The sequence below is a fragment of the Luteolibacter sp. Populi genome, assembly GCF_040801775.1.
In the GTDB taxonomy this organism is placed as follows: domain Bacteria; phylum Verrucomicrobiota; class Verrucomicrobiia; order Verrucomicrobiales; family Akkermansiaceae; genus Haloferula.
This window is the reverse complement of sequence record NZ_CP161812.1, coordinates 4,478,288-4,490,103: the sequence shown is the minus strand read 5'-3', so window position 1 is coordinate 4,490,103 and position 11,816 is coordinate 4,478,288. Positions and strand designations below refer to the sequence as shown.

Sequence of the window (11,816 nt, the reverse complement as noted above, 5' to 3'; positions counted from 1 at the left end):
TGAAAACGGCGCTTAGAGGCGGTCTTAAGTCAGGGACCGCTCGGAGAGCGGTCCGGCTTATGGCGGCGCTCCAATCCGAACCGGCATCGTAGCGGGGCTTCAAGCCGTCCGCCGCCGGACCTTTCGGAGAAAGGTCCCTGCCTTGCTGAGGCAGGCGGAGGCATTCCCTACCGCGAAGCGGGCTTCCGGTCCGGCACGCGATCCGCTAGAGAGCACGCCATGCCTGCCGATTCCCGATTCATGCACCGCGCCATCGAGCTTGCCCGGCTGGGCATGAACTCCGGTGCCGGCGGTCCTTTCGGCGCGGTGGTGGTGAAGAATGGCGAGATCATCGGCGAGGGTTACAACCGGGTGGTCGGCACGAATGACCCTACCGCCCACGGGGAAATCGTGGCGATCCGCGAGGCCTGCGCGCGGCTTGGAAGCTTCAGCCTGGCAGGCTGTGAAATCCACACCACCGGCGAGCCGTGCCCGATGTGCCTGGGCGCGATCCACTGGGCGCGGATCGGGAGGATCTACTACGGCTTCAGTATCACGGACGCCGCCGCGATCGGCTTCGACGACCGCGAATTTTACCGTCAGTTCACCCTGCCGCCCGCCGAAAGGGAAATGCCGTGCGAGGAGCTCGCGGCGGCGGAGGCAAAAGCGCTGCTAGGCGAGTACCTGGCGCTCCCGGAACGGGTGGCCTATTGATTGAAAAAGCCCGCCATGAGCGGGCCTTCGCAAAGAGCTGGGAGGCTCGGAAAATCAGTCCACCAGATTGTCGATCCGCTGCGCGAGTTCGATGTCCGCTTCCGTCACGCCGCCCGCATCGTGGGTGGTCAGGACGAGGGTCACCTTGGTGTAGCGGATGCGGATGTCCGGATGGTGCTGCGCTTCATCAGCGATCTCGGCGAGGTCATTGACGAAATCGATCGCCTCCATGAACTCCTCGAACTCGACGGTGCGGGTGATGGCTTTTTTCTCATGCTCCCACTCGGGGCATTTTTTGAGAGCGGCGGTAAGATCGTCGTCTTCGAGCAGGTCAGACATGGCGAGGGAAGTTGCGGAGGGAGATTGCGTTCACCGATTCTCGCTTGGCAAGCGAGTTTGCGCCGTAATTTCGCGATGGCCGGGGTTTGCAGCGGGACGACTCCGGGTGTATCGCTGGATTCATGAATTGGCTGCTACCGCTCGCCGCTCTTTCCGCCGCGTTTCTTGCCTCCTGCGCCCCTTCCACCCCGGCTTCGCGAATCGCCGCGCAGCCGGCCGTGTATGAGGGACTCTCCGGCAAGGAAAAGCAGTTGGTAAGCCAAGGGCAGATCGACAAGGGCATGGGCACCGAGGCCGTCTATCTGGCCTGGGGCCGCGCCACCCGGGAGTATGAGGGCAGCGAGACCGGTGCCCGCACCCTGCGCTGGGACTACACGTCCACGACTCCGGTTAGTGGCAATGCCTACGGCTACTTCGGAGCCTTCGGCTGGGGCAGCGGGCGCTTCGGCCCTTACGGCGGCCCGTATGGCTACTATCCGAGCTACGGTTACGGTCAGGAGGTGGTTTACGCGCCCTACCTGCGGGCACGGGTGCTATTCCGCAACGGCCGGGTCAGCTCCTGGGAAAAGAGCCGCTGAAAAGCCGCGGGTTTGGAGACTTGAACTCGGCGGAGATCCGGGGATGGTAGCGGCCACGTTGCCATCATGAAACTCATCCGACCCATCCTGCTCGCCGGGGCCGCACTTGCGGCCGGTCTGCTTTCTTCCTGTCAAACCACCAGCAGCTCGGGCTCCGGCTCGCTGGCGGCCTACCACGCCTACGACCGCCCGGCCAAGAAGCCTTCCAACCCTTCCGCGGTGAAGGTCAAGGTCTCGCTTTCGACGCAAATGGTCTACGTCATGGAAAACGGCAGCCCGCTGCTGGTCATGCCGGTTTCCGTGGGTGCCCCGGGTTCGCGCACTCCATCGGGGACCTTCACGATCTTCAAGAAGGAGCACAAGCACCGCGCCAACACCCACGGCTACGCCTACTCCGGCAACCAGGTGAAGAAGACCATGCTCTCCAGCAAGCCCGGCGGCTGGTCCTTCAAGGGCACGCCGATGCCTTACTGGTGCGAATTCAAGGCCAACTACGGCTTCCACACCGGCTGGGTGAAGCACACGCCCTGCACCCACGGCTGCATCCGCATGCACGAGAACCTGGCGCCCAAGTTCTATCAGTTGGTGAAGGTCGGCACCCAGGTGAACATCGCCTCCAGCCAGCCCGAGGATTCGACCTTGGGTAAGATCAAGCTGGCTCCCGACGCCGGCCCGCTGCCGGACTACGGTGGCAACATGTACGTCGGCGACGGCTACTTCACGCAGCACAAGGCGGCGCAATTCGAGTAAAGCGGCTTTCGTTTTCCAAGGCCTCGTCCGCAAGAGCGGACGGGGCTTTTTTCATTCCCAAAGCAGCAGCTTGAGCGCGAGGGCGATCAGGGCGAGGCCGAAGATGCCATCGATCCAGCGGGCCGAGCGCTCGTAGCGGCCGCGCAGCGGGGCCCATTGCAAAAGCCGCGCCCAGAGCGCCCACAGGACTCCGCCCTGGATGACCACCAAGCCGATCATGGCGAAGGGCCACCACGCCGGGCGCGGCCCGCCGAGGAAGGGGGCGCTGGTGGTGGCGAGGAAGACGACCGCCTTCGGATTCACAAGATTGCAGAGCAGGCCGCGGACGTAGGGATGCCGCCGCAAGGATGCGGCAGGAATCTGCGACGGCCCGGCCACCGGTTGCGGCGCGGAAAAGGCGGAGCGCAGCAGGCACCACGCGAGCCACCCGAGGTAGACCGCCGCGAACCACGAGATCCAGCGGTGGAGGACCGGGCTCTTTTGGAAGGCCACCGACAGACCACCCACCGCGATCGAGGTGTGGACCACCAGTCCGGTCGCGATGCCGAAGGCCATGATGGCCCCTGCCTTCGCTCCCTCCGCCAAAGCGGTGCGTGTCAGTAGAAGCATATCCGGCCCCGGGCTAAACTGCCCCAATGCCATCAAACCTGCAAACGCCGCCAAATCCCCGATCTCACTCACGCTTGCGCAAGCTTCTAGCCCGGCCAGCGGCCGCGAGTCACCGCCGGAAACCGGAATTCGATGGTGTTTGCCCTTCAAGCCGGAATTCGGGATGAATCCCCCGATGTCCGATTCATCGTCCGAGAACTCCCTGAAACCGCTCGCCGTCCTGATCGATGCGGACAATGCCTCCGCGTCGGTCATCGCCTCGGTGCTGGCGGAAGTCGCCACGTACGGTACGGCCAGCGTGAAGCGGATCTATGGGGATTGGACCACGCCGAACCTCGGCGGCTGGAAGAAGTCCCTGCTCGAGCATTCGATCCAGCCGATCCAGCAATTCGGCTACACCACGGGCAAGAACTCGACCGACAGCGCCATGATCATCGATGCCATGGACCTGCTTTATACAGGGCGCTTCGCCGGCTTCTGCCTGGTGACCAGCGACAGTGATTTCACCCGGCTGGCCGCGCGCATCCGCGAGCAGGGGCTTACGGTGTATGGATTCGGTGAGAAGAAGACGCCGAAGCCCTTCGTTTCCGCCTGCGACAAATTCGTTTACACGGAGGTCATCAACGCGATTTCCGAGTCTGGCACAGGGAGCGAGGGAAGCGGCACCGCGATCCAGAAGAAAAGCGGGGCCGAGCTGAGGAAGGACCAGAAGCTGATCAATGGCATCCGCAAGGCGATCGAGGCGGTGACCCGGGAAGAGGACGAGTGGGCCTCGCTCGGCGGGGTCGGTTCGAATCTTCTCAAGCTCATGCCGGACTTCGACTCCCGGAACCACGGGTACGGCCGGCTCAGCGATCTGATCAAGGCGACCGACCTTTTCGAAATCGACCGTCAGAGCCAGCAGGCAAAAGTCCGCCCGAAGCCGAAGAAGGGGTGATCTCAAGACCATTTCATCGAAGCGATCATGTCCGCGAGACGGTATTTGCCCGCCACTACTCCCAAGGGTGAGGCGGCTTTTTCTGCGGAGAATCTTCGTAAGAAAAGCCCGAAGGGGCTCGAGCGCGCGTTGAATTCCAAAAGCGGAACAGGCGCGGCAGACCTCGGATCTTGCCGCAACACGAAGAGCGGCCGAACCCCGGAAAAGCGCAGTCCGGCCCAAGCGAAGACGAACAAGGGTAACGCCGCGAGAAGCAGGACCGAAGCGCAGAGAGACTCGAAAATCCGGACCATTGCTTTTCGAGTCTGGCGGGATTCCTGAATCCGGCAAGTTCACAGTCAGCACGAAAAAGGGGACAACCCGATTTCTTCCCTCAAGCGAAGAATCGAAGTAAACCCCGCTGCTGACGCCGGACGTTAAATAGAAACCGGGGTGCCGCGACGCTTGAGGTGTCGCGGCCGGCGCGCCCGGTGCTGAAACATGCCGACCGCTCCAACAGTAGCTTCCGATTCAACCCATGGCCATCCTCACCGACCGGAAATCCCTGCGCGAATATGACGTCATCATCGTAGGCTCCGGCGCGGGAGGCGGGATGATGGGAATGCTTCTAGCCCTGAACGGCGTGAAGGTCCTGATGATCGAGGCCGGGCGGAACTACGACCCGCAGAAGGAGACGCCGATGTTCAACACGCCGGACCAGGCGCCGCTGCGCGGCAAGGGCACAGCGGACCGCTTTTTCGGCCACTACGATGCCACGGTCGGCGGCGGCTGGCAGGTCCCGGGCGAGCCCTACGGCGACAAGCCGGGCACCGACGAGGAATTCTGGTGGTGGCGGCCGCGCATGCTTGGCGGGCGCACCAACCACTGGGGCCGGATCTCGCTGCGTTTCGGTCCCTACGATTTCAAGCCGAAGTCCCGCGATGGCCTCGGCTTCGACTGGCCGATCTCCTACGAGGACCTGGCCCCCTATTACGACAAGACCGAGATGATGGTCGGCATCCACGGCTCGAACGAGGGCATGGAAAACACCCCCGATTCCTCGCCCGGCGTGCTCCAGCCTCCGCCCAAGCCGCGGGCCTGCGAACTGGTGATCAAGAAATACGGCAAGGGCTTGGGAATCCCGGTCATTCCGATCCACCGCGCGGTGCTGACCGAGCCGATGAAGGGGGCCGAAATTGCGGCGAAGCTCTTCCCTAACAACCCGAAGGCGCAAAAGATCGTCGGCGACGACATGTCGAACCGCGCGGCCTGCTTCTGGGCCACGCCCTGCGGCCGCGGCTGCTCGATCCGCGCGAACTTCCAGAGCACGACCGTCCTGTTGCCGCCGGCCCTTGCGACCGGGAATCTCGACATCATCACCGACGCGATGGTGCGCGAGGTGATCACCGATGCCACCGGCAAGGCCACCGGCGTCCATTTCGTGGACAAGCTCACGCGGGTCGATTCCATCGCCAAGGCTGGCGTGATCGTCCTGAGCGCCAGCACCTGCGAGACCGCCCGGATCCTGCTCAATTCCAAGAGCGCGCTGTTCCCGAACGGCCTCGCCAACAGCAGCGGTCAGGTCGGCAAGAACCTGACCGACAGCGTCGGCTCCGCGCTCGGCGGCCACATCCCGCAGATGGAGAGCCTGCCGCCTTACAACGAGGACGGGGCCGGCGGGGAGCACCTCTACACCCCGTGGTGGAACTACAAGATCCAGGAGACCCTCGGCTTCGCCCGCGGCTACCACATCGAGATGGGCGGCGGTCGTGACATGCCGAGCATGGGCTCCCTGGGGATGCTCGACGGGACCTCGCCGGGCATTTACGGCAAGAAGCTCAAGGAGGAGGCCCGCCGCTACTTCGGCGCGGGCATCGGCTTCGCCGGACGGGGCGAGATGATCCCGAACGAGCACTGCTACTGCGAGGTTGATCCGACCCGCGTCGACCAATGGGGTATTCCGACCCTGCGCTTCCACTGGAAGTGGTCGGACCACGAAATCGACCAGGCGACCCACATGCAGAACACCTTCGCCGAACTCATCACGGCGATGGGTGGCAAGGCGACGCCACGACCCGGCCGCGAGGCGTTGAACAAGCCCGGCGAGATCATCCACGAAGCCGGCACCGCGATGATGGGCAGCGATGCGAAGACCTCGGTGGTCAATTCCTTCGGCCAGACTTGGGACGTGAAGAATTTGTTCCTGATGGACGCTTCGATCCTGCCCTCGAATCCCGATAAAAACCTCACGCTGACGGTGCTGGCACTGGCCTGGCGCTCCGCCGACTACCTGCTGGACGAGCTCAAGCAGGGCAACATCTAACCAAGCGCCGCCATGCACGAATCCAACATTTCCCGCCGCAGCATCTTCAAGCTGGTGGCTGCTGCCAGTGCCGCAGGCTCCCTGGCCCCGGTGGGTGCCGAGCCGCCGAAGCCGCTGACCCGCCATTTCAAGAATCCGCTCAGCGATCCGGACTACACCACCAAGCAGATCCCCTGGGATCTGCCCTTGGAAGCGTCCGAACTCGCGACCTTGGCCCTATTGGTGGATCTGATCATGCCGGCGGATGAGTCTTCGCCTGCGGCCTCGGCCATTGGCGTCCATGATTTCCTGAACGAGTGGGTGGGCGCTCCCTATGCGGAGAACCGGGAAGACCACGATACGATCCGCGGCGGGGTTTCCTGGATCAATACCCACACCTGGAAACTCCACGACAAACCCTTCGCGGCCGTCACCCCGGACCAGCAAACGGCGATCCTCGACAGCATCTGCGATGCCTCGAAGGCCCCGCCCGAGCTGGCCTACGGCGCGCGCTTCTTCAAGAAGCTCCGCATGCTAACCCTCGGCGGCTACTACACGCACCCGGCGACGTGGAAGAGCCTCGGGTATGTGGGGAACGTGCCGATCGCCGGACCCTATCCGGGGGTGCCGGATGAGATTATCAAGATCCTGGGGCTGGAGGGGGTTTAGCCCAAGGAGGGGGGGGCGTCTCGCGCCCCTCGGCTCACATCGCCTTCACCGCCAGCACGTAGGCCAGCACCGCCTTCTCGTCCGACGGCTCGAGGCCGGCGTGGCGGATCATTTTCGGCATCACCTCTTGCCAATCCTCGGTCTCCACCTTCTTCGGCAGCATGTAGTGGTGGCACTGGCCGCACTGAAGGATGTAGGTCGCATTTCCGTGCTTCAGCACGTCGAGCGAGGTCTTGCTCTTCGCTGCCATCTCGGGGGTCGGGTTCGGCACTTCGGAGATCCCGCCCACCTCCGGATCGCCGCCGCTGGCCATGTTTCCGTCCGCCGGCATGCCGGTGCCGCCGCAGGAAGCCAAAATCCACGTCATCCCGAGCAGCGCCAGCCATCTTTGCATGGCGCAAGCCTAGGACATGGCACCGCCGCTGCTCAACCTGCAATCCCGTCCGATTTCCCGCTTTTTCCGTGGGCGGGGAAGCGTTTTGACATTTAATCCCCCTCTCCTAAGCTCCCGCGCGCGAAGCGGCAATTTGCCGCCTTCGCTTCGTGCCCATCCATTCTATCCTACCTCATGGACACCCTGCGTTCCTTCAAAACCGGCTCCGGAGCCGACGGCAAATTCTACTCGCTCCCGGCCCTGGCCGAGCAAGGCTTCCCGAACCTCGCCAAGCTGCCGGTTTCGATCCGGATCGTGCTGGAATCGGTGCTGCGCTGTGTGGACGGCCGGAAGGTGACCGAAAAGGACGTGGCCAATCTGGCGAACTACGACGCCAAGACCCCGGGTGAATACGAGATTCCCTTCACCGTCGCCCGGATCGTCCTCCAGGACTTCACCGGCGTGCCGCTTCTCGTGGACGTGGCCGCCATGCGCGATGCCGCGGTCAAGCGCGGGGCCAAGCCGGAGAAAATCGAGCCGCTGGTGCCGGTCGATCTGGTGGTGGACCACTCGGTGCAGGTCGATTTCGCCGGTTCCCAGTTCTCGCTCGATCGCAACATGGCGATCGAATTCATCCGCAACCGCGAGCGCTACGAGTTCCTGAAGTGGGGCCAGCAGGCCTTCAACACTTTCTCCGTGGTGCCTCCGGGCATCGGCATCGTCCACCAGGTGAACCTTGAGTTCCTGGCGAAGGGCGTGCTTTCGAAGGATGGCGTCTACTACCCGGACACCCTCGTCGGCACCGACTCCCACACCACCATGATCAACGGCCTCGGCGTCGTCGGCTGGGGCGTGGGCGGCATCGAGGCGGAAGCCGGGATGCTCGGCCAGCCGGTGACCTTCCTGGTCCCGGAAGTCGTCGGCGTCTACCTCCACGGCGAGCTGGCCGAGGGCGTGACCGCCACCGACCTGACCCTGCGCATCACCCAAGTCCTGCGGAAGCACGGCGTGGTCGGCAAGTTCGTGGAATTCCACGGCCCCGGCGCGAAGGCGCTCTCCCTGCCCGACCGTGCGACCATCGCCAACATGGCCCCGGAATACGGCGCGACCATGGGCTTCTTCCCGGTCGATGAGGAGACGATCGCCTACATGCGCGGCACCGGTCGCACCGAGGAGCTCTGCACCACGGTGGAGAATTACTACAAGGCGCAGGGCCTCTTCGGCATTCCCGACAAGGGCGATTGCGAATACACCGACCTGCTCGAGCTGGATCTCTCGACCATCGTCCCGTCCGTCGCCGGCCCGAAGCGCCCGCAGGACCGGATCGACGTCACCGCTCTCCGCGAAAGCTTCGACACGCTCTTCACCGCTCCGGTTTCGGCGGGCGGCTTCGGCCTCGCCGCGGATCAGCGCGAGAAGCGGGTGAAGCTGACCATGCGCGAGAAGGCCGGCGTGTCCGTGGACTCGCTGCTTGCCACCGATGGTAACCACAAGCCCTTCGAAGGCGGCCCGCGCAATGAAGTCGAGATGGTGACGAACCGGCCGACTCCCGATTCCCCGGATCCCGATCTCTTCCCGAACGGCCCCGTCGACTTGGAGCTGGCCCACGGCTCGATCCTGATCGCCGCCATCACCTCCTGCACCAACACCAGCAACCCGAGCGTGATGATCGCCGCGGGCCTCGTGGCGAAGAAGGCAAACGCGCTCGGCCTGACCGTGGCTCCTTACGTGAAGACCTCGCTGGCTCCCGGCTCGCGCGTCGTCACCGATTACTTCGAGGCCACCAACCTGCAGAAGGAACTCGACCAGCTCGGCTTCCAGACCGTCGGCTACGGCTGCACCACCTGCATCGGCAATTCCGGCCCGCTGCATCCGTCCATCGAGGGCGCGATCCAGGAAGGCAGTCTGGTCTGTGCCTCGGTGCTCTCCGGCAACCGTAACTTCGAGGCCCGCGTCCACGGTTCGATCAAGGCGAACTTCCTGATGAGCCCGCCGCTGGTGGTCGCCTACGCCCTGGCCGGTCGCGTCGATCTCGACCTGACCACCGAGCCGCTCGGCAATGACAAGAGCGGCAATCCGGTCTTCCTCAAGGATCTCTGGCCGACGCACCAGGAGGTCAAGGACCAGCTCGCCGCCGCGCTGAAGCCCGCCGTCTATCAGAAGCTCTACGGCGACCTCGACTCCGCGAATCCGAAGTGGGCCGAAATCTCCGGCAGCACCGGCGCGACCTACGCTTGGGATCAGTCCTCCACCTACATCCAGTCCCCGCCCTTCTTCGACGGCGGCGCGACGGTGGTGGGTGACATCCTCAATGCCCGCCCGCTCGGCATCTTCGGCAACTCGGTCACCACCGACCACATCTCGCCCGCCGGGTCGATCAAGGCTACCTCGCCCGCGGGCAAATACCTGATCGAAAACGGCGTCGAGAAGGCCGAGTTCAACTCCTACGGCGCACGCCGCGGCAACGACCGCGTGATGACCCGCGGTACCTTCGCCAACGTCCGGATCAAGAACCTGATGTGTCCCGGCATCGAAGGCGGCTACACCCAATACTTCGGCACCGGCGAAGTCTCCGCCCCCGACCAGAAGATCGAAGCGGTGGACGGCGCGCAGCCGACCTTCATCTACGACGCCTCGATGGCCTATCAGGCCGACGGCACCAAGCTGATCATCATCGGCGGCGAGGACTACGGCATGGGCTCTTCCCGCGACTGGGCCGCCAAGGGCACCCGCCTGCTCGGCGTCTCCGCCGTGGTCACCAAGTCCTTCGAGCGCATCCACCGCTCGAACCTGATCGGCATGGGCGTGCTGCCGCTGAACTTCATCCACAGCGACGACTACGACCGCGTGAAGTCCCTCACCGAAGCCCGCTTCGACATCACCGGCATCGGCGGCGAGCTGAAGCCGATGCAGGACGCCCTGCTGATCGCGCACCTGCCGGATCACTCGCGCATCGAGTTCCCGCTGAAGGTCCGCCTCGATACCCCGGCAGAAGTCGACTACTACCTCGCCGGCGGGATCCTGCCTTACGTGCTGGATCAGATCCTGGAGGCGTAAGCATTCGCAACACTCCAGTTGCCACCCTTCAAAGGCTGCTTCCTACCCGGAAGCGGCCTTTTTTGTTCATGACACGCTACCCTTTGCTGTCTTGCCGCATCAATCCGACAGCGGATTCCAAACCTTTGCGAATCCCAAACCCTCGAAATCCTTCACGTTTACCGTGGCGAATTGGGTCACTCCGCTCCGGAGGAGGGTAAGAGCCGTCCGCCAATCGTAGGCACGGCGACGAGCGAACTGCTTCGCGCGCAGCGCTGGCCAGAGGGCATCGTGAAAGAAGCGGCTATCCGGCGGAAAACCGACAAGTTGCCAGGAGGGGTGACGCCGGAATGCTTCACAAACCCGCGCCGCTTCGGTCCCATCCAGAGGCTTGGCAAGCACCGCAGGATTCCGGAGAAGCACATACAGCTCCAGAAGGATAAATTCGGAGATCACCACATCGTCCCGCTCATGCAGCGTCTCAACAAAGGATGCCGCTTTCAGATGAAGAGGGTTTTTCGACTCGAGTGCCGGCAGGAGAATGTTCGTGTCTATGGAGATCATTTTGCCTTTTTGGGGCGGCCTTGATCGGCGGTCGCGATATCGTGCAACTGGTCAAGCGGCACCTTGATGCCTCCGCCATTTACGACAGGTAGCTTCCAAGTTTTGTCCTGCGCTTCGTCCTCAGGATAGCGCTCCAGAAACAGCTCCAAGCCACGACGAGTCATCTCCGCCAGCGAAAGTTCACGCTGCGCGGCAAATCGTTTCGCCCGTTGGTAGAGTTCATCGGGAAGCTGGATCTGCGTCCGGGTCATGCTGTAAATCTTACATCAGTCTGCCCCCGGGTCAATTCCCTCTCACTCCGTCCTGACCAACATGAACGCGCCTCTGCTACCGTTTTTCACCCCTTCTCCGGAGCTGGAGCGGTAAAGGCCGGACCCTTCTTGAAACTCCATCAAGTTCGCCAACAAATCCGACAGAGATTTTGAACGTCTGGATTCCTAAAGAGTCTATGACCCTGAAGACCGCGCTCTGCGTGGCTTTCATGTAAGGGTGAACAGCACAAAATCAGCTTCCTTGTCCATGGGTGTGGACGTCTAACGGAAAATGATTCAGGCCGTCAGGGGTGGGACCTTGACGGCCTACCCTTGTACACGTGGCGCGCCGCTTTGTGGGAGGGCGCCGGGAAATGCTCTCCGGGAACTCCGGCGGAGGGTGGAACCCTTCTCATGCGCTGAAACGCGTTGCGAAATTAGCCCGAGCCGAGCTACAGTAGGCATATGAAGAAAGCGGAGAAAGAACCGGAGATTATCACGCGCGGCGGAAAGCCGGTTTCCGTGATTCTCCCGATCGCTCAATACGAGCGCCTGCTCCAACGTCTGGAAGATGCCGAGGACACCGCCTGCTTGAAGAAGGCGCGCGCCAAAACGCTCTCCTTTAGGCCGCTTGAGAGCTACCTCGCGGAGCGCCGCAAATCCGGTGTATGAGATCCTTATAGAGCGGGCCGCGGAGAAAGATCTGCGGCGCTTGACGGAAGAGGTTCACAATCGG

General features: G+C 63.2%; 13 protein-coding genes. 8 read left to right on the top strand and 5 right to left on the bottom strand.

Annotated elements, in window-relative coordinates:
* Positions 1-219 precede the first annotated feature (219 nt).
* Positions 220-693, top strand: a complete 474-nt coding sequence (locus ABWK72_RS18275) for a nucleoside deaminase (protein WP_367871006.1) — start codon at positions 220-222, stop codon at positions 691-693.
* Between the two features lie 54 nt (positions 694-747).
* Here ABWK72_RS18275 and ABWK72_RS18270 read toward each other — a convergent pair whose 3' ends face one another.
* Positions 748-1,032 carry a 4a-hydroxytetrahydrobiopterin dehydratase gene (locus ABWK72_RS18270; RefSeq protein WP_367871005.1) on the bottom strand — a complete coding sequence of 95 codons (285 nt, stop codon included), beginning with the start codon at positions 1,030-1,032 and terminating at the stop codon, positions 748-750.
* A gap of 122 nt (positions 1,033-1,154) precedes the next feature.
* On the opposite strand from ABWK72_RS18270, the gene ABWK72_RS18265 reads away from it, so the two are divergent.
* Together ABWK72_RS18265 and ABWK72_RS18260 are read left to right on the top strand one after the other, a co-directional pair.
* A complete protein-coding gene (locus tag ABWK72_RS18265) occupies positions 1,155-1,610 on the top strand; it encodes a hypothetical protein (RefSeq protein WP_367871004.1) in 456 nt (151 codons plus the stop codon).
* Positions 1,611-1,676: 66 nt separating this feature from the next.
* Positions 1,677-2,360 (top strand): L,D-transpeptidase, encoded by a 684-nt coding sequence (locus tag ABWK72_RS18260; protein ID WP_367871003.1) that lies wholly within the window; start codon positions 1,677-1,679, stop codon positions 2,358-2,360.
* 51 nt (positions 2,361-2,411) lie between these two features.
* On the opposite strand, the gene ABWK72_RS18255 is transcribed toward ABWK72_RS18260, so the two are convergent.
* The gene (locus ABWK72_RS18255) at positions 2,412-3,002 is read right to left on the bottom strand and encodes a LysE family translocator (RefSeq protein WP_367875357.1); all 591 of its coding nucleotides are present in this window, start codon (positions 3,000-3,002) and stop codon (positions 2,412-2,414) included.
* 142 nt (positions 3,003-3,144) lie between these two features.
* Between ABWK72_RS18255 and ABWK72_RS18250 the strand changes: the two genes are divergently transcribed.
* The 3 genes from ABWK72_RS18250 to ABWK72_RS18240 all read left to right on the top strand — a co-directional run bounded on the left by ABWK72_RS18250 (position 3,145) and on the right by ABWK72_RS18240 (position 6,856).
* A complete protein-coding gene (locus ABWK72_RS18250) occupies positions 3,145-3,906 on the top strand; it encodes an NYN domain-containing protein (protein ID WP_367871002.1) in 762 nt (253 codons plus the stop codon).
* 517 nt (positions 3,907-4,423) lie between these two features.
* Positions 4,424-6,208: a GMC family oxidoreductase gene (locus ABWK72_RS18245; RefSeq protein WP_367871001.1), complete on the top strand. Its 1,785-nt coding sequence runs from the start codon at positions 4,424-4,426 to the stop codon at positions 6,206-6,208.
* A 12-nt stretch (positions 6,209-6,220) separates the two neighbouring features.
* Positions 6,221-6,856, top strand: a complete 636-nt coding sequence (locus ABWK72_RS18240; protein WP_367871000.1) for a gluconate 2-dehydrogenase subunit 3 family protein — start codon at positions 6,221-6,223, stop codon at positions 6,854-6,856.
* 34 nt (positions 6,857-6,890) lie between these two features.
* On the opposite strand, the gene ABWK72_RS18235 is transcribed toward ABWK72_RS18240, so the two are convergent.
* Positions 6,891-7,250: a hypothetical protein gene (locus tag ABWK72_RS18235; protein ID WP_367870999.1), complete on the bottom strand. Its 360-nt coding sequence runs from the start codon at positions 7,248-7,250 to the stop codon at positions 6,891-6,893.
* A gap of 174 nt (positions 7,251-7,424) precedes the next feature.
* Here ABWK72_RS18235 and ABWK72_RS18230 point away from each other — a divergent pair, with 174 nt between their 5' ends.
* Positions 7,425-10,286: an aconitate hydratase gene (locus tag ABWK72_RS18230; RefSeq protein ID WP_367870998.1), complete on the top strand. Its 2,862-nt coding sequence runs from the start codon at positions 7,425-7,427 to the stop codon at positions 10,284-10,286.
* Positions 10,287-10,385: 99 nt separating this feature from the next.
* Here ABWK72_RS18230 and ABWK72_RS18225 read toward each other — a convergent pair whose 3' ends face one another.
* Both ABWK72_RS18225 and ABWK72_RS18220 read right to left on the bottom strand, forming a co-directional pair.
* A complete protein-coding gene (locus tag ABWK72_RS18225; RefSeq protein ID WP_367870997.1) occupies positions 10,386-10,829 on the bottom strand; it encodes a type II toxin-antitoxin system VapC family toxin in 444 nt (147 codons plus the stop codon).
* Entirely contained in the window at positions 10,826-11,080 is a 255-nt protein-coding gene (locus ABWK72_RS18220) for a CopG family transcriptional regulator (RefSeq protein WP_367870996.1), read from the bottom strand. Before ABWK72_RS18220 ends, ABWK72_RS18225 begins: the two co-directional genes overlap by 4 nt.
* A gap of 465 nt (positions 11,081-11,545) precedes the next feature.
* On the opposite strand from ABWK72_RS18220, the gene ABWK72_RS18215 reads away from it, so the two are divergent.
* Positions 11,546-11,752 (top strand): type II toxin-antitoxin system prevent-host-death family antitoxin, encoded by a 207-nt coding sequence (locus ABWK72_RS18215; protein ID WP_367870995.1) that lies wholly within the window; start codon positions 11,546-11,548, stop codon positions 11,750-11,752.
* Positions 11,753-11,816: the final 64 nt, after the last annotated feature.